Below are 17,718 nucleotides of genomic sequence, written 5' to 3'. Positions count from 1 at the left end.
TCAAGCATTACCTCGTTGCAACCATGGCGTGTCTATGCATCCCCGGCGTGGGTGCCCTGACGTATATGGCCAGCCAATCCTTTGCCGATGTGCGCGAAAACATGCGGCTGGCCAGCCTCGTCGAAGCCGACAAGGCGCTTCTGATCGCCGGCAACAGCATTCGCGCCAATCGCGGCCAGGCGCAGACCGCGATCCAGGCGGCCGACGACCCGACCCCGATCATCACCAAGGTTCAGGAGGCCAACCGCAAGGACCTGGACGAGGCCGTGGCACGACTCGCGGCGACCTCGCTGGCCAACCGCGCCGCCCTGGCTGAAGCCGTGGCGAGCCAGCAGAAGGCCACCGACGCCAAATTCGCAGATCTGCGGGCAGAGGCGAGCAAGCCCAAGGCCCAGCGCAGCCTCCAGGCGACAATGCCGTGGTACAACGGCGTCGGCGACATCGAGACGGCGCTGGTCAAGGCGGCCGACGCCACCTCGCTCGCCGTGCGCCTGTCGGATCCGATCATGGCCGATCTGCAGAACTTCAAGGCGACCGGCTGGCGCGCCCGTTCCAGCTACGGCATCCAGTGTTCGGTCCTGCGGCCGCACATGGCCTCCGGCAAGGCCCTCGAACCGGCGCAGATCCGCCGGCTGGGCGAGCTGCGCGGCGTCGCCGAATCGAGCATGGAGCAGTTGCGGCAGATGAGCCAGCGCAGCGGCATCGGCGCGGAGCTCTTGCGCAAGACCGGCGTGATGGGCGCCGAGATGGACGCCGCCAACAAGGCGATGGATGGCCTCACCGGCAAGCTCGGCCAGGGCACCGCCCCGCTGATCTCGGCCGAGGACTGGACCCGCCTGTGCAACGGCCCGTTCACGGCGATGCTTTCGGCCATCACCCAGTCGCTCGACGACATGGCGAGCGCGACGCAGGACAAGCTGGATGCCGCCTGGGCCCAGCTGGCCATCATCGCCGCTCTCCTGGCCACGCTGATGGCGGTCTGCATCGTGAGCTGGCGCGGCGTGCAGCGCCGCATCGCCAAGCCGGTCGTGGCCCTGAAATCCGCGCTCGACGTCATGCAGGCTGGCGATTTCTCGCAGCCGATCCCCAAGCCCGCCTCGCCCGACGAGATCGGCGCGCTGAGCGGCGCACTCGAAGCCTATCGCGAAAACGCGCTGTCGCTCGAGGCGAGCCGGCGCGATCGTGAGCTCGCCATGCTGGCCGACAGCCAGCAGGCGGCCAATGTCCAGAAGCTGCTCGGCGAGGTCTCCCTCATCGTCAGCGCCGCGCAGAACGGCGACTTCTCCGGGCGGGCCGCCGTTGGGGATGTCGGCGGCCCGCTGGGCGACCTCGTCTCTGGCATCAACGAGATCAATGCGGTGGTCGATTCGGCCACGACCGAGTTCGCGTCTGCGCTTTCGGCGGTGGCCGGCGGCGACCTGACGGTGCGGGTGGATTCGGCCTATCGCGGCAAGTTTGCCGAGCTGAAGAGCGCGATCAACGAGACGGTCGACCGGCTGTCCTCGACCGTGCGCACGATCCAGGTGACCTCGGCCGATGTCGGGCTCGCCGCCCGCGAGATCAATACGGGCGCCGATGATCTCTCCAAGCGCACCGAAGAGCAGGCCTCAAGCCTGGAAGAGACCGCCGCCACGACCGAGGAGCTCGCGGCGTCGGTGAAGGCCACCGCCCAGGCCTCGCGGAATGCGGCGGCGATCGCCACGGAGGCCATGGAGGCCGCGAAGGACGGCGGCGCGATCGCCGGCCAGGCGGTCGACGCCATGGCCCGCATCGAGACCGCCTCGACCAAGATCTCCGACATCATCCGCGTCATCGACGACATCGCCTTCCAGACCAACCTGCTGGCGCTGAACGCGGCGGTGGAAGCGGCGCGAGCCGGCGATGCCGGCAAGGGCTTCGCGGTGGTGGCCTCGGAAGTCCGTACACTCGCGCAGCGTTCGAGTTCGGCCGCCAAGGACATCTCGGCGCTGATCTCCTCGTCCAACAGCGAGGTCGGCGAGGGCGTCAAGCTCGTGCGTCAGGCCGGCGAGGCGCTCAGCCAGATCCTGTCCGCCTCGCAGAAGGTCGCCGCCACCATCGCGGAGATTTCTGCCGCGTCGGGCGAACAGGCCTCGGGCATCGACGAGATGAGCCAGGCGGTCGCGCATCTCGACGAGATGACGCAGCAGAACGCCGCGCTGTCGGAACAGAGCGCGGCCTCGGCCGGCTCGCTCTCGGGCCGCATCGGCCAGCTCAACGACCTCGTCGCCGCCTTCAAGACCGGGCCGGAGGGCGCAAGCGCCGTCCGCGCTTATCCGCAGCACGGCAACACCCGCCGCGCCGCCTGACGGCCCCCTGCACCTGACGCCCCAAAGGCGTCAGGTGTTGTCACGCATCAGGTATCGACGGTGGCGTTGAGCGCGTTGGTCTGTATGAATTCGCGCCGGGGCTCGACGACATCGCCCATCAGCTTGACGAAGAGATCGTCGGCCTCGTCGTTCTGGTCGTTCTTGACCCGCAGCAGCGAGCGGACGTCGCGGTCCAGCGTCGTCTCCCAGAGCTGCTCGGGGTTCATCTCGCCGAGTCCCTTGTAGCGCTGCAGCGAGACGCCCTTCTTGCCGATGGCGGTGACCGCGTCGAACAGGTCGGTCGGGCCGTTGACGACATGGTCGTCGCCCTTGCGGCTGAGCACGCCGGGCTTGGCATAGGCCTCCTGCAGCGAGGCCGCCGCGGCGTCGAGCTTGCGGGCCTCGGCGCTGGCCAGAAGTCCGGCATCGATCGCCGCGACCTGCTTCACGCCGCGCACCATGCGCGAGAACAGGAAGCTGCCCTCGCTGACCTTGCCCTCCCAGCCGCGCTCGAGTTCGTCGGAGATCGCATCGAGACGCCGGGCGACCTGAGCGGCCGCCTCACTGGCCTTGGCCTCGTTGTCTTCGGAGACGGGATGCAGCGCACCGGCGATCGCCATCTGCTCGACCACGCGTCGGTCATAGCGCGAATGCAGCTGTCCCAGCGTGAAGCGGATGCCGCGGGCCTCCTCGATCAGCGCGCGCAGATCCGCGCCGCCGCGCTCGATGACGTTTCGTGTGTCGCCGGCGCTGGTCTTGAAGACCGCGCCATCGAGCGCCGTCTCGACGAGGTAATCCTCCAGCGCGCGCTCGTCCTTGAGGTAGACATGGCTCTTGCCGCGGGCCGCCTTGTAGAGCGGCGGCTGGGCGATGAAGAGATGGCCGCGCTCGATCACCTCCGGCATCTGCCGGTAGAAGAAGGTCAAAAGCAGGGTGCGGATATGGGAGCCGTCCACGTCCGCGTCGGTCATGATGATGATCTTGTGGTAGCGCAGCTTCTCGATGTTGAACTCCTCGCGGCCGATGCCGGCGCCGAGCGCCGTGATCAGCGTGCCGACCTGCTCGGAGGAGAGCATCTTGTCGAAGCGCGCCCGCTCGACGTTGAGGATCTTGCCGCGCAGCGGCAGGACCGCCTGGTATTCACGCGCCCGGCCCTGCTTGGCCGAGCCGCCGGCCGAGTCACCCTCGACGATGAAGAGTTCGGACTTGGCCGGGTCGCGCTCCTGGCAGTCCGCGAGCTTGCCCGGCAGCGAGGCGATGTCGAGCGCACCCTTGCGGCGGGTGCGATCGCGCGCCTTGCGGTCGGCCTCGCGGGCGGCCGCAGCCTCGGCAACCTTGCCGACGATGATTTTTGCCTCGTTGGGGTGCTCCTCGAGCCAGGTCGAGAGCGCCTGGTTGACGACGTTCTCGACGACGGGGCGGACCTCGGAGGAGACCAGCTTGTCCTTGGTCTGGGAGGAGAATTTCGGATCGGGCACCTTGACCGAGACGATCGCGGTCAGGCCCTCGCGGCAATCGTCGCCTGTGAGCGAGACCTTCTCCTTCTTGGAGATGCCGGAGCTTTCGGCATAGCCCGTAACCTGGCGCGTCAGCGCGGCGCGGAAACCGGCGAGATGGGTGCCGCCGTCGCGCTGCGGGATGTTGTTGGTGAAGCAGAGCACGTTCTCATGGTAGGAGTCGTTCCACCACAGCGCGACATCGACGGTAATGCCGTCCTTTTCATTGCTCAGCATCACCGGCTGGCTGATGACCGGCGTCTTGGCGCGGTCGAGATAGCGCACGAAGGCCTCGACGCCGCCCTCATACATCAGCTCCTCGCGCACCACCTCGGCCCGGCGGGCGTCGGTCAGGATGATGCGGACGCCGGAATTGAGGAAGGCGAGCTCGCGCAGGCGATGTTCGAGTGTCTTGTAGTCGAACTCGATCATCGTGAAGGTTTCTTGGGACGGGGTGAAGGTCACCTCCGTGCCGCGCTTGTCGCCGGCCGGCCCGACGACCGCGAGCGGCGCGACCGCGTCGCCATGGCGGAACTCCATGAAATGCTCGTTGCCGCCGCGCCAGATGCGCAGCTTCAGCGAGACCGAGAGCGCGTTCACGACGGAGACGCCGACGCCATGCAGGCCGCCGGAGACCTTGTAGGAGTTCTGGTCGAACTTACCGCCGGCATGGAGCTGGGTCATGATGACCTCGGCCGCCGAGATGCCCTCTTCGGTGTGGATATTGGTGGGGATGCCGCGACCATTGTCGGTGACGGTCACCGAACCGTCGGCGTTCAGCGTCACCGTGACGATGTCGGCATGGCCGGCCAGCGCCTCGTCGATGGCGTTGTCGACGACCTCATAGACCATGTGGTGCAGGCCGGAGCCGTCGTCAGTGTCGCCGATATACATGCCCGGGCGCTTGCGCACCGCATCCAAGCCTTTGAGAACCTTGATGGAATCAGCGCCGTAGGCGGCGTCTTCTAGGTCGCGGGCAGCGTCGTTCATGTCGTGGTCCTTCGGCGGGCGCGCGGGCGTCCGCGATCGTCTTGATTCGTAACACGAATATAGCCGCCCACTGCGGCTTTTTCACGCGTGTACGCGTGCGTGCGCGAGAGCGCGTGCGAAGGCGGCGCCACACATCTGTTGACTTCAACAGTAGTGTTGAATTTGGTAGGATGCTCGATTGTGAGGCCCGATGAACGCGCAAGAGCTGAAGAAGTGGCTGGCGGCGCAGGGCTGCACCTTCGAGACGAAGCGAGGCGGCTCCGGCCATCTCGTCGTGCGACGCGGACCATTCAAGTCCGAGATACCGATGCATGGCGGCCGCAAGGAACTTGGCACGGGTCTGGTCAACGCCATCAAGAAGCAACTGGGGTTGAAGTGATGCTGGCTTATCATGTCGAACTGACGCCCGACGACAATGACACCCTGCTCGTCACCTGCCCGTCGCTGCCCATGGTCGTCAGCTTTGGCGACACGCGCGAAGAGGCTCTGCGTCACGCCAGGGATGCGATCGAAACGGCGCTGGCCAGCATGATTGCCGATGGCGAGGACATCCCACCGGCCGATCCTGCTGGAATCCTGGTCCGCCTGCCGATGTTGACCACCTTGAAGATCGAACTCTATCGCGCAGTCGGGGCGGCGGGAATCACGCGGGCCGAACTCGGCCGCCGTCTGGGTTGGAAACGTGAATCGGTCGATCGCCTGTTTCGCCTCGATCATGCGTCCCGGCTGGAGCAGATCGAAGCCGCGATGGCCGCCGTCGGCAAGACCTTTGAAATCGAGGTTCAGGCAGCGGCCTGACAGCCTACTCGGCAAACCCCGCGATCGCCTCCAGGAAGGCCTCGCCATATTGCGTCAGCTTGCGCTCGCCGACGCCTTCGATCGCGCGCATCTGTTCGAGACCCGCCGGCCTGGCGCGGGCCATGGCGATCAACGTGCGGTCGGTGAAGATGATGTAGGCCGCGACGCCCTCCTCGCGGGCGAGCGAGAGGCGCAGCTGGCGCAGATGCTCGAACAGGCCCGCCGTGCCTTCGTCGAGCCCGTCGGCACGGGCCGCCTCGCGCCCGGCGCGACGCGCGCGGCGATCGGCATGGGGGTCGGCCCGCAGCGCGATGGTCTCGCGACCGAACAGGATGTCCTCGCCTTTCCCCGTCAGGCAGAAGCCGCCATGCTCGAGGCTGGCCTCGGCCAGCGCGCCCGCAGCGAAAAGCTTGCGAGTCAGCGCCGTCCAGGCGCTCTTGGGCTTGTCCTGGCCGACGCCGAAGGTCTTGAGTCCGTCATGGTTCTGTCGGCGGACGGCCTCCGTCGCGGTGCCCGTCAGGATGTCGGCGAGATGGGCGGCGCCGAAGCGCTGGCCCGAGCGGGCGACGGCCGAGAGCAGCTTGCGCGCATCGAGCGTCGCATCGGTGAGCTCTGGCGCATCCGCGCTGCAGAGATCGCAGCGGATCGGCGCATTGGAATGCCGGCAGCTTGGCGTCTCCTCGCCAAAATAGGAGAGCAGGGCGCTGCGGCGGCAGAGCGCGGATTCGCAGAGGTCGATCATCGCGTTGAGGCGCTTGTGCTCGATCCGGCGGCGCTCGTCGTCGATCGCCTTCTCGTCGATCTGGCGGCGGCGCAACGACATATCGTCGATGCCGTAGAGCGTCAGCGTGTCGGCGTTCAGCCCATCGCGGCCAGCGCGGCCGATCTCCTGGTAATAGCTCTCGATCGAACCGGGCATGTCGGCGTGGACGACGAAGCGGACATCGGGCTTGTTGATGCCCATGCCGAAGGCGATCGTGGCGCAGACGACGACGCCGTCCTCCTGCAGGAAGACGTCCTGGTTGCGGTTGCGCACGCTCTGGTCGAGCCCGGCATGATAGGCCAGCGCATTCCAGCCCTTTTCGCGCAGGCCCTCGGCGAGCTTCTCGGTGCGGTTGCGCGACGAGCAGTAGACGATGCCCGAGCCGCCGCGATGGCTGCGCAGGAACTCGTCGATCTGGCGGCGCGGCTGGTCCTTGGGCGCGAAGGCGAGCTTCAGGCTCGGCCGGTCGAAGGAATGCACCACCAGATGCGGCGGCTTGGGGAAGAGCTGCTGGGCGATGTCCTCGCGCGTCTGGCGGTCGGCGGTCGCGGTCAGGGCCGTCACCGGCACGCCGCCCAGCGCCTCGCGCGTCTTGGCGAGCAAGCGGTATTCGGGGCGGAAATCATGGCCCCATTGCGAGACGCAATGGGCTTCGTCGATCGCCAGTCGGGTCACGCCGAGGCGGCGCAGGCGGCCGACCAGCCCTTCGCCCGCCAGGCGTTCGGGCGAGACGAAGAGCAGGCGCAGATCGCCCGCATTCAGCTTGTCCCAGGCCTCGCTCGCCTCGCTCTCGCTGTTCATCGAGTTCAGCGAGGCGGCGGCGACGCCGGCCCGGGTCAATTGCCCGACCTGGTCGCGCATCAGCGCGATCAGGGGCGAGACGACCAGCGTCAGCCCGCCCGCCACCAGCGCCGGGAGCTGGTAGCACATCGACTTGCCCGAGCCGGTCGGCATAACCGCGAAGACATCGCGGCCTGCGAGCGCGGCCTCGATCACCTCCCATTGGCCGGGACGGAAATCATCGTAGCCGAAAACGGATTTGAGGATCGCGCGGGCGGCTGATTCGCGGGACTGCGGCATGGCGCATGGGTGTGCCCGAGGCCGGACCGGATGGAAAGCCTCAGATGGATTCCGCAGCGTTCGGCTCAACCCGCATCGCGAAGGACCGAACCGTGCCGGTCGGCGCGGGCCTGCGCGATTTCGCCCAGGAAGACGGCGATCGAGCGCTCCAGCTCCTGAGCCAGCCGCGAGGTCGCCTTGATCCGCTCGTCGGTCTGCTGGGCGAGCGCCGCAGCCTCCCCGGCCAGCCCCTCGACCAGCGCCGCGTGGCGCGCGATCGCATCGACGCCCGACGACGAGGTCTCGGCCTGCGCCGCGACCGCCTCGATCCGGTTGTGCTGGCCGGCCGCCGACGCAGCCACGAGGCGGGCGCTGGCCTGCATCGCCTGCATCGTGCTGCCGAGTTGCTCCACCGCACCGTCGATGGCGAGGCTCGCGCTGACCACCTCGTCGATGCCCTGGCGGATCGTTTCTGTCGCGCTGTTGGTTGCCGTCGCCAGCGACTTGACCTCGGCGGCGACCACCGCAAAGCCGCGCCCGGCCTCGCCGGCGCGCGCCGCCTCGATGGTGGCGTTCAGCGCCAGCAGGTTGGTCTGCGCCGCGAGGCTGCGGATCAACTCGACCACGTTGCCGATGCGGCCATTTGCCTGCCGAAGCATGGCGACGTTTCTGGCGATCCCCTCGCAACCGGCGCCGGCCTCGTCGGCCGCGCGGCTGGACTGGGCGGTCTCGACCGTGATCTCGGCACAGGACAACCCGAAGGCGCGCGTTGCGGAGACGATTTCGGCAACGGAGGCGGCGACCTGCTCGGGCCGGCGCTGGGTTTCAGCCACCGCCGACAGCGTTTCGCTGGCCTTCGCCGACATCTCGCTCGAAAAGCCGGAAATGTCGCTCATGCTGACCTCTATCGCTGAAATGCGCTCGGCGATGCCGTTGCGAAATGCCTGCTCGACCTGCCGGATGCGCTCGCCGGTATGCTGGTCGATCGCCTCGTCGAAGCGGGCGATCGAATAGGAGATGTCGGTCAGCATCAGCTTGCAGAAGACGCGCAGCGCGTCGTCGATCGACCCCCAGCGCCGCTTCCAGCCCTTCACGATGACCGACGAGAAATTCGAGAAATCCTCGAGGAAGAACAGCGGATAGTCGGCCAGCAGAATGTCGTGCTGGTTGGCCCGGCTCACGATGCGGCGCTTGGCGGCAACGTAATCGGCGTCGAAGCGCAGCGAAAACAGCATCCGGTACTTCGCCTGCTCGTCGCGGTGCAGCTGCCGGTCCCGGTTGAGCTTGTCGCGCCCGAAGGTCGTGCTGTAGAGCGTCTCGATCGACGCATCGAAATGCGGCGACAGCAATGCAAGCAGGCGGCTCGCAATCTCTTTCTCCGCTGCCGAGAACATGTTCGGGGAGGGCTGCATGGTCGCCAGCCTTGACACGGAATGGTTAACCGCTGCTCAACCACGAACGCCTTTGCTCGCCACGGTTGTTTGTCAATCGAGGCGTTCGATCTGGCCGGGTGTGACCGCGAGCCGTTGCGCGCCCGAGGGCAGATCGCCGAACAGGGCCGCGTCGGCCCCGGTCATCCAGACCTGGCAGCCCAGAGCCGTGAGCCCCTCGTAGAGCGCGGCGCGCCGGCGTGGATCGAGATGGGCGGCGATCTCGTCGAGCAGGACGAGCGGGCTCAGGCCGCTCATCGCCGCGACCAGCCTGGCATGGGCCAGCACGAGCCCGATCAGCAGCGCCTTCTGCTCGCCGGTCGAGCCCTGCCCTGCGGGAATGCCCTTGGGGCCGTGTCGAACCTCGAGATCGGAGGCCTGCGGACCCGTCAGCGTGCGCCCGGCCGCACGGTCGCGCGTACGGCCCTGGCGCAGCAGGGCGCGGTAGCCATCCTCGGCGTCGAGCGCCGCGCCGCGCGCCACCAGAAGGTCGATCTCGCCCGAGAGCGCGATGCCGGCATGGGGAAAGGGCGAGGCGTCGTCGCGCGTCTCGGCGATGATGGCCGACAGCCGCGCCACGGTCTCGGCGCGCGCCGCGGCGACCGCGACGCCGAGCTCGGCGATCTCGCGCTCGATGGCGTCGAGCCATTGGGTCTGGCCCGGATTCTCCTCGAGGATGCGGTTGCGCGAGCGCAGCGCCTTTTCGAGCGCGTTGGAGCGCGTGCCATGCACGGGGTCGACCGCCAGAACCAGCCGGTCGAGGAAGCGGCGGCGGTCGCCGGCGGCGCCCCGAAACAGACCGTCGAGATCGGGCGTCAGCCAGACGACGCGTAAGTGCTCGCTGAAGGCAAGCGCCGAGCCGGCGGGCGCACCGTCGATCCGGGCGAGGCGGGCGCGCTTGCCGTCTGCGTCCGCAGGGCCCAGGCCGACACCGAGGCGGGCTCCGTCATCGTCCAGCGCGATCGAGACCGCGAAGGCGCCGTCGCCATCCTGCCTGGCCATCTCCGCCAGATCCGCGCGTCGCAGGCCGCGGCCAGGCGAGAACAGCGACAGCGCTTCGAGGATATTGGTCTTGCCGGCGCCGTTTTCGCCGACAAGCGCAATGATTTGGCCCCCGATCGGCAGATCGAGGGCCTGATAGGAGCGGAAATCCTGCAGGATCAGGCGCGCGACGGCGGCCACGGCGCGATGGCGCCTAGACGCGCATCGGCATCAGCACATAGAGCGCAGAGGCCCCCTCGCGATCCTGGATCACCGTCGGCGAACCCGGATCGGCCAGCTTGAGCAGGGCGGTGTCGCCGTCGAGCTGCTGGGCGATGTCCATCAGGTAGCGGGCGTTGAAGCCGATATCGAGCGGGCTCGATTCGTAGTCGACCTCGATCTCCTCGGTCGCCGAGCCGGAATCGGGATTGGTGACCGAGAGCGTCATCCGGCCATCGGCCATGGAGAGCTTCACGGCGCGGCCGCGCTCCGACGAGATCGTCGAGACGCGGTCGACGGACGCCGCAAAATCACCCTTGTCGACCGTCAGGCGCTTGTCGTTGCCGCTCGGGATGACGCGCTGATAGTCCGGGAAGGTGCCGTCGATCAGCTTCGAGGTCAAAACGACATCGGCAGTGGCGACACGGATCTTGGTGGCGGAGAGCTCGACCACGACCTCGCTCTGGCCATCCTCCAGCAGCTTCTGGATCTCGGCGACGGCCTTGCGGGGCACGATCACGCCGGGCATGCCGACCGAGCCCTGCGGCGCGGCAGTGTCGACGCGCGCAAGCCGGTGACCGTCGGTCGCCACGGCACGCAGCATCGGGCGGCCGTCGACATCGATGGTGTGGAGATAGATGCCGTTGAGATAGTAGCGCGTCTCCTCGGTCGAGATCGCGAACTGGGTCTTGTCGATCAGGCGCTTGAGTTCGCCGGCCGGCAGCTTGAAGCTGTGGGCCATCTCGCCGGCGGTGATGTCGGGAAAATCGCTCTCGGGCAGGGTCTGGAGCTGGAAGCGCGAACGCCCCGAGCGCAGCACGAGCCCGGTGTCGCCGGTCGTCTCGAGCGAAACCTGCGCGCCGTCGGGCAGTTTGCGCACGATGTCGTAGAGCGTATGCGCCGGAACGGTGGTCGCGCCAGGCTCGGCCACATCAGCCGCCACCGTCTCGACGACCTCGATGTCGAGATCGGTCGCCTTCAGCTTCAGCCCGGCATCGGTGCCGCTGAGCAACAGGTTCGACAGGATCGGGATCGTGTTGCGGCGCTCCACCACGCGATGGACGTGGCCCAGCGACTTCAGCAGGGTGGAGCGTTCGACAGTGACCTTCATCTTCAAGTCTTCTGGCGTGTCTGCGCCCGCAGCGAATGCACGGGCCTCATGAATGGCCGCCGACATTGCCGGAGGCCAGCGCGAGGCGCAAGGGCACCTTGGCTGCAACCACAACCAAAATGCCGCGCTGCGAAATGCGCCCGGCCGAACGCCGGCCGAGCACGCTCCCGCATGTCTTCACCGATCCCGCATGCCTTCACTCCTGCAGCATGCGCTTCAGGAGATCGACCTCGTCATGCAGCGAGCGATCCTCGGTGATCGCCTTTTCGATCTTGCGCACGGCGTGAAGCACCGTGGTGTGGTCGCGACCGCCGAAGCGCCGGCCGATCTCGGGCAGGGAACGCGGCGTCAGCGCCTTGGCGAGATACATCGCGATCTGGCGCGGCTTGACCACGGCTGCGGTGCGACGCTCCGAGAGGATGTCGGCGCGGCTGACATTGTAGCGGGTCGCGACCAGCTTCTGGATGTCCTCGATCTTGACGCGGCGCGGCTCGCGGGTGCGAACGAGGTCGCGAATGGCGGCTTCCGCCGTCTCCAGCGAGACGGGCTGGCCCGACAGCGTCGCGTGGGCGAGCAGACGGTTGGCGGCGCCGTCGAGATCGCGCCCATTGGTGGCGACGACGCGGGCGACATAGGTCACGACATCGGGATTGACCTGGAAATTCGGATGGGCCGCCTGCAGCGTCTCCAGCCGGTTGCCCAGGATCGTCGCCCGCAGCGCCTCGTCGAGATCGCCGACCTCGACCACGAGCCCGCCGCCGAGGCGCGAGCGGATGCGCTCGTCGAGCGCCTCCAGATCATTGGCCATGCGGTCGCCGGCAACGACGATCTGCTTGCCCGCGTCGATCAGCGCGTTGATCGTATGGCCGAACTCCTGCTGGATCGACTTGCCCTGGATGAACTGGACATCGTCGACGACGAGGAGATCGATGCCGCGCAGCTTCTCCTTGAAGGCCAGCGCCGTCTGCGACTTCAGCGCGGCGACGAAGCCGTACATGAAGCGGTCGGCGGTGAAATAGGCGACGCGCTTGCCCTGGCTGCGCGCCTCCTGCGCGATCGCCTGGAGCAGATGCGTCTTGCCCAGCCCAACCCCGGCATGGATGTAGAGCGGGTTATAGGGGGTGGTGCCGGCCGGCGCCGCCGCGATGCGCTCGGCGGCGGCGAAGGCGAGCTGGTTCGACTTGCCGACAATGAAGGCCTGGAAATTCATCCGCCGGTCGAGCAGCGTGCCGCAGGCATCGACCAGGTCGCGCTCGCCAAGCTCGGCGGCCGCGATGCCGGTCGCGGGGGCCGGCCTTGGCTCCGTGGGGGCGGCGACCGTCGCGCGGCCGCGAAGCGGCACGATCTCGGCGGGCGGCTGGCTCATGTCGCGCGAGACCTGGCGGACCGAGAGCATGACGCCGTTCAGGCCCGCCAGTTCGGCCATGCAGTTGACCCGCAGCCGCTCGGCATAGTGCGACTCGAGCCAGCTCTTCAGAAAGCGGGTCGGCACCGTCAGATAGGCGACGCCGTCGACGATGCTGCCGAGTTCGACACGGGCAAACCAGCTCGAGAACACATCCTCGCCGAGTTCCGCCCGCAGGCGCCGCCGCACACGGTCCCAGGCCTCTCCTGCCGAGGCCTGAATGACCACCGGCGCCTCATCGATCTGGCGAGCCTGCTCTGCGAAACCCTTTCCCACCGACGCCGACACAACCTCCACCGTATCGTCCATCCGCCGCCGTTCGAACATCATTTGCCCCATTTCTTCGACACTTCGCGCGCCAGATCCGGCCGCCTCCGAGAGGCTGCCGAACCGGTGCTGTTTTGACCGGTCATAGGACAGGGGTTCCTGCGGATGATGGCCCGCGGGTTTTCCGGTCCGTTCTGATCGATTACGCTGGAAAGGCTCGTCGCAGGACGAAGCCGCACTTCATCTCACGCTAGAAAAAGATAAAGAGCGTCATCCTCCAACCCCCGGGTTGCGAGCCAAGAACCGATAATCCTGTGGAAAGGCCGGGCGTCCATCGCTGTCCAACCGGCGTTGAAAAAGACCTTACAGGGCGCTCTCGAAGGCCTGCAATACGCCCATTGTTCGCTACCCGAGAGTCACCCCCCGGAAGGCCCGTCGTGACCCACCGGCAGCCGGCTCGCAATTGGTTGTGGGACTTAAGATTTTCTTCATGAAGGCGATGCCGGGGAGGGCGCGAATCTTTTTTTTCGCGCCGCGAGGCGCGGTGCCCCAGAGTCGCCGGGATTCCCCGCGGTCGAATCCTTTGCCCGCTAATGGCCTGAAAAATATGAGCTTTTGCTGCGCGGTCGCGGGGGCTCCGGAGAGCGTTTTTCCGCCCCGAAAGCCCTGGGGGAGTCAAGCCCGTAAAGGGTCGGAAAGATTGCGGAATCGCGCTTCGGGACGATCGTTTTCGATCATGTTTTCACTGTGGCGCAACGGCCACGAGCAGGCCCGGAACGACAAAAAGCCCGGCGTGAAGCCGGGCTTTTCAAACGTCTGATATACGATGCCGCAGCTGGCGATCAGGAGGCGAGAGCGCCGATCCGATGGGCCAGGCGCGAGACCTTCCGCGAGGCGGTGTTCTTGTGCACGATGCCCTTCTGAGCGGCGCGCATGATCTCGGGCTGGGCGGCCTTCAGGGCGTCGGAAGCGGCGCCCTTGTCGCCGGAGGCGATCGCCTCTTCGACCTTGCGCAGGAAAGTGCGCATCCGCGAACGGCGCGCCTTGTTGACCTCGGTGCGGCGCTCGATCTTGCGCGTCGCCTTTTTGGCCGACGTCGTATTGGCCATCGGATACGTCCTCGTCTTCTGCATCGCGACCGGGCGCCTGGCAATTGCCTGGCGGGACACGACCGCTACCGTGATGGAAATGCTGGAGCGACGACCGATGCTTTCGCGGGCCGTCGCGAGTGGGTGGCGTATAGTCTCAAGCCAGGTTCGCGTCAACGAGGAATTGCCGGCGCCACCGAAGAATCGCGCCGGGACCGACGCTCGATCAGCCAGCCGGCGCCAGGAAGCGGGCGAAGCTGCCCAGATCGACATTGCCGCCGCTGATGATCACGCCGACGCGCTTGCCTTCGACGGGCACGGCGCCGGTGAAGGCGGCCGCGGCGGCGAGGCAGCCGGTGGGCTCGACGACGAGCTTCATCCGCTCGGCGAAAAAGCGCATCGCCGAGACCAGGGCCTCGTCGCTGACGGTGACGATGTCCTCGACCAGCGCCTGGATGATCGGGAAGGTGTAGTCGCCCAGGAAGGGCGTCTGGGCGCCGTCGGCGATGGTCTTGGGCACGGCGATCTTGACGATCTTTCCCGAGCGCAGCGATTGCTGGCCATCATTGCCGGCCTCCGGCTCGACGCCGAAGACCCGGCAGGCGGGATTGAGCGCCTTGGCGGCGAGCGCGCAGCCGGCGAGCAGCCCGCCGCCGCCCAGGCAGACCAGCAGGATGTCGAGGGGCCCGGCATCCTCGATCAACTCCTTGGCCGCCGTGCCCTGCCCGGCGATGACGTCGGGATGGTCGTAAGGAGGGATCAGCGCAAGGCCGCGCGTCTGCGCAAGCTCGGCGCCGATCGCGAGCCGGTCCTGGGTGTAGCGGTCATAGGTGATGACTTCGGCGCCATAGCCGCGGGTGGCGGCGACCTTGGCCGCGGGAGCGTCGAGCGGCATGATGATGGTCGTCGGCACGCCGAGCAGCCGGCCAGCATAGGCGATCGCCTGGGCATGGTTGCCGGAGGAGAAGCTGACGACGCCGGCCTTCTTCTGCGCCGGCGACAGCGCCGCGATGGCGTTGTAGCCGCCGCGGAACTTGAAGGCGCCCATGCGCTGCAGGTTCTCGGGCTTGAAGACGAGATTGGCGCGCGTGCGCTCATTGGCGGTGCGCGAGGTCAGGGCCGGGGTGCGGTGGGCGACGCCCTGGAGGCGGCCAGCCGCGATTTCGACATCGGCATAGGTCGGGAGGACGAGACCGGTCTCGGTCGGCTTGAGGGCGGCGGTCATGGGCGATCCTGTGTGAGGGCTTCGGGCCATCGTGCGGCCGGCGCGATCCCGGCTCCAATCAAACTCTGTGACGCCAACCATGCCCGCGACAGGGCTGGACGGCTCGGGCGGTCAGCGGTTCTTGAAGTCGGGCTTCCGCTTCTCGGCGAAGGCACTCATGCCTTCCTTCTGGTCCTGCGTGGCGAAAAGCGACGAGAACAGCCGGCGCTCGAAGCGGACGCCTTCGGCCAGCGTGACCTCGAAAGCGCGGTTGACGCTCTCCTTGACCATCAGGGCCGAGGGCAGCGATTTGGCGGCGATGGCGTCGGCGGCCTTCATGACCTCGGTCATCAGATCAGCGAGCGGCACGATGCGGGCCACCAGCCCGGCGCGTTCGGCCTCGGCTGCATCCATCATCCGGCCGGTGAGGCAGAGATCCATCGCCTTGGCCTTGCCGATCGCGCGGGTCAGCCGCTGCGTGCCGCCGGCGCCGGGGATGACGCCGAGATTGATCTCGGGTTGGCCGAATTTCGCGTTGTCGGCGGCGATGATGAAATCGCACATCATGGCGAGCTCGCAGCCGCCGCCGAGCGCGAAGCCCGCGACACCGGCGATGATCGGCTTGCGGCGCTGGCCGACGCGGTCCCAATCGGCGAATTTGTCGTCGAGATAGGTCTCGGGGTAGGTTCGGCCCTGCATCTCCTTGATGTCGGCGCCGGCGGCGAAGGCCTTCTCCGAGCCGGTCAGCACGATGCAGCCGATGCCGGGGTCGCGCTCGAAGCCGTCGAGCGCCATGTTGATCTCGGCGATGAGCTGTCCGTTCAGCGCGTTCAGCGCCTGGGGCCGGTTCAGCGTGATGACGCCGACCTTGCCCTTCGTCTCGACGAGAATGGTCTCATAAGCCATGGCAGCCTCCCGGGATGGTCTCTTGCCGTCGAGCTTTAACGGGGCGGACTGCGGTGGTCCATGCGCGCCGGTGCAAGGCGGGCTGTGCTGCGACGGGGAGATGCAGCGGGACCGAATGGATCCGGCACAGGGGTCAGCGCGTATCCTCCACACGACCGCAAACCCCGCCGGAGGATATCCCTGATGCGCGCGCCGATCATCGCCCTCCTCGCCGGGCTCCTGCTCGCCGGCTGTGCCTCGGCCGGGCTCCAGAGCAGCAATGCGCCGCAGCCCGCCAAGCCGGTCGCGGTCGAGCGGCTCTATACCGGGCTCTGGCACGAATTCGCCCGGCGTCCGATGGCCATCACCGATGGCTGCGTCGCCGGCGCGACCGAGTACAAGCGCGACGCGCAGGGGCGGATCGAGGTGCTCGATTCCTGCCGGATGGGGACGCCCTCGGGCGAACTCAAGACGATCGGCGGGCCGGGCGAGATTCTCGATCCCGGCACCAATGCGAAGCTGCGCGTGACCTACACGCTCTTCGGCGTCGTGCCGATCGTGCGCGACTACTGGATCCTCGACCGCGCCCCGGACTACAGCTGGTTCATCTCGGCCGATCCGACCTTCACCGATCTCTATATCTTCGTGCGCGACCCGAAGATGAGCCCGGCGCTGCGCCGCCAGCTCGTCCAGCGCGCCGCCGCGCTCGGCTACGACGTGTCGAAGCTGGAATATCCGGAGCTGCCGCGGCGCTAAGGCAGGCCCCCACGCCCGGCGCGTCAGCGCCGCGGCGCGCGGGGCTGGCAGGTCTCGCAATAGAAGGTCGAGCGGCCGGACTGGACGAGCCTGCTGACGAGGTTGCCGCAGCCCGGTGCCGTGCAGGGCTGCCCCTCGCGGTCATAGACCTTGAAGCGGTGCTGGAAATAGCCGAGCGAGCCGTCGGCATGGGCGAAGTCGCGCAAGGTCGAGCCGCCCGACAGGATCGCCTCCTCCAGGACGTCGCGGATGATCTGCGCCAGCGCATGCGCCGCGGGGCGCGGCCGGCCGGTCGGCGTGGCGATCGAGCCGGCCTCGGCCTCGGGATGGAGGCCGGCGCGGAACAGCGCCTCGCAGACATAGATGTTGCCCAAGCCCGCCACGAGGCGCTGGTCGAGCAGCGCCGCCTTCAGCGGCGCGAATTTGCCCGCGAAGAGCCGCGCCAGCGTCTCGCCGGAGAGTTCGTTGCCGAGCGGCTCGATGCCCATGCCGGCAAAATGCTTGGAGGTCGCGAGCTCGGCACGCGGCACGAGGTCCATGAAGCCGAAGCGGCGGACGTCGTTATAGGTGATGCGGGCGCCCGACCCCATGTGGAAGACGACATGGTCGTGGATCAGGTGCCGGCCGATCTCGTTGTAATAGGCCCCCGGCTCCACGGAAGGGGTGCCGGGGGCCTCGACCACGAAGCGCCCGCTCATGCCGAGATGCATGATCAGCGCCTGGCCGTCGTCGAGATCGGCGATCAGATATTTCGCACGCCGCGACAGGGCCTCGACGCGCCGGCCGGTCAGGCGGGCGGCGAAGCGCTCCGGCAATGGAAAGCGCAAATCCGGCCGGTTCTGCTCGACCCGCTGCAGCGTCTCGCCCAGCATGGCCGGCTCCAGCCCGCGCCGCACCGTCTCGACCTCGGGAAGCTCGGGCATCTCACATACTCTCCGG

The 17,718-nt window shown here is 67.6% G+C and carries 14 protein-coding genes; 4 read left to right on the top strand and 10 right to left on the bottom strand.

Annotated elements, in window-relative coordinates; translation table 11 throughout:
• Window positions 1-47: 47 nt before the first annotated feature.
• A complete protein-coding gene (locus tag Q8S38_RS14175) occupies window positions 48-2,327 on the top strand; it encodes a methyl-accepting chemotaxis protein (RefSeq protein WP_305681074.1) in 2,280 nt (759 codons plus the stop codon).
• Window positions 2,328-2,374: 47 nt separating this feature from the next.
• Here Q8S38_RS14175 and gyrB read toward each other — a convergent pair whose 3' ends face one another.
• Window positions 2,375-4,813 (bottom strand): DNA topoisomerase (ATP-hydrolyzing) subunit B, encoded by a 2,439-nt coding sequence (gene gyrB / locus Q8S38_RS14170; RefSeq protein WP_305681073.1) that lies wholly within the window; start codon window positions 4,811-4,813, stop codon window positions 2,375-2,377.
• Window positions 4,814-5,003: 190 nt separating this feature from the next.
• Here gyrB and Q8S38_RS14165 point away from each other — a divergent pair, with 190 nt between their 5' ends.
• The gene (locus Q8S38_RS14165; protein ID WP_305681072.1) at window positions 5,004-5,192 is read left to right on the top strand and encodes a type II toxin-antitoxin system HicA family toxin; all 189 of its coding nucleotides are present in this window, start codon (window positions 5,004-5,006) and stop codon (window positions 5,190-5,192) included.
• Window positions 5,192-5,611 (top strand): type II toxin-antitoxin system HicB family antitoxin, encoded by a 420-nt coding sequence (locus tag Q8S38_RS14160; protein ID WP_305681071.1) that lies wholly within the window; start codon window positions 5,192-5,194, stop codon window positions 5,609-5,611. The genes Q8S38_RS14165 and Q8S38_RS14160 overlap by 1 nt, the downstream gene beginning before the upstream one ends.
• A 4-nt stretch (window positions 5,612-5,615) precedes the next feature.
• Here Q8S38_RS14160 and recQ read toward each other — a convergent pair whose 3' ends face one another.
• From recQ to Q8S38_RS14120, 8 genes are all read right to left on the bottom strand, one after another.
• The gene (recQ, locus tag Q8S38_RS14155; protein WP_305681070.1) at window positions 5,616-7,454 is read right to left on the bottom strand and encodes a DNA helicase RecQ; all 1,839 of its coding nucleotides are present in this window, start codon (window positions 7,452-7,454) and stop codon (window positions 5,616-5,618) included.
• A 65-nt stretch (window positions 7,455-7,519) separates the two neighbouring features.
• Window positions 7,520-8,845, bottom strand: a complete 1,326-nt coding sequence (locus tag Q8S38_RS14150) for a methyl-accepting chemotaxis protein (protein WP_305681069.1) — start codon at window positions 8,843-8,845, stop codon at window positions 7,520-7,522.
• Between the two features lie 72 nt (window positions 8,846-8,917).
• Entirely contained in the window at window positions 8,918-10,045 is a 1,128-nt protein-coding gene (gene recF, locus Q8S38_RS14145) for a DNA replication/repair protein RecF (protein WP_305681068.1), read from the bottom strand.
• 13 nt (window positions 10,046-10,058) lie between these two features.
• Entirely contained in the window at window positions 10,059-11,174 is a 1,116-nt protein-coding gene (dnaN, locus tag Q8S38_RS14140) for a DNA polymerase III subunit beta (protein WP_305681067.1), read from the bottom strand.
• Window positions 11,175-11,370: 196 nt separating this feature from the next.
• The gene (dnaA, locus tag Q8S38_RS14135; protein ID WP_305681066.1) at window positions 11,371-12,909 is read right to left on the bottom strand and encodes a chromosomal replication initiator protein DnaA; all 1,539 of its coding nucleotides are present in this window, start codon (window positions 12,907-12,909) and stop codon (window positions 11,371-11,373) included.
• Between the two features lie 779 nt (window positions 12,910-13,688).
• Entirely contained in the window at window positions 13,689-13,955 is a 267-nt protein-coding gene (rpsT, locus tag Q8S38_RS14130) for a 30S ribosomal protein S20 (protein ID WP_054142654.1), read from the bottom strand.
• A gap of 205 nt (window positions 13,956-14,160) precedes the next feature.
• On the bottom strand, window positions 14,161-15,159 hold the full coding sequence (locus tag Q8S38_RS14125) for a threo-3-hydroxy-L-aspartate ammonia-lyase (protein ID WP_305681065.1): 999 nt from the start codon (window positions 15,157-15,159) through the stop codon (window positions 14,161-14,163).
• A gap of 111 nt (window positions 15,160-15,270) precedes the next feature.
• Window positions 15,271-16,044 carry an enoyl-CoA hydratase gene (locus Q8S38_RS14120; RefSeq protein WP_305681064.1) on the bottom strand — a complete coding sequence of 258 codons (774 nt, stop codon included), beginning with the start codon at window positions 16,042-16,044 and terminating at the stop codon, window positions 15,271-15,273.
• 183 nt (window positions 16,045-16,227) lie between these two features.
• Here Q8S38_RS14120 and Q8S38_RS14115 point away from each other — a divergent pair, with 183 nt between their 5' ends.
• On the top strand, window positions 16,228-16,779 hold the full coding sequence (locus Q8S38_RS14115) for a lipocalin family protein (protein ID WP_305681063.1): 552 nt from the start codon (window positions 16,228-16,230) through the stop codon (window positions 16,777-16,779).
• Between the two features lie 23 nt (window positions 16,780-16,802).
• Here the strand turns inward: Q8S38_RS14115 and mutM are convergent, their stop codons facing one another.
• Window positions 16,803-17,702 (bottom strand): bifunctional DNA-formamidopyrimidine glycosylase/DNA-(apurinic or apyrimidinic site) lyase, encoded by a 900-nt coding sequence (gene mutM, locus Q8S38_RS14110; protein ID WP_305681062.1) that lies wholly within the window; start codon window positions 17,700-17,702, stop codon window positions 16,803-16,805.
• Window positions 17,703-17,718 lie beyond the last annotated feature (16 nt).

Origin of the sequence: Allobosea sp. (genome assembly GCF_030695125.1) — a bacterium.
Classification (GTDB): Bacteria; Pseudomonadota; Alphaproteobacteria; order Rhizobiales; family Beijerinckiaceae; genus Allobosea.
The sequence above is the reverse complement of the archived record's forward strand: the minus strand, read 5'-3'. Positions and strand labels throughout refer to the sequence as shown.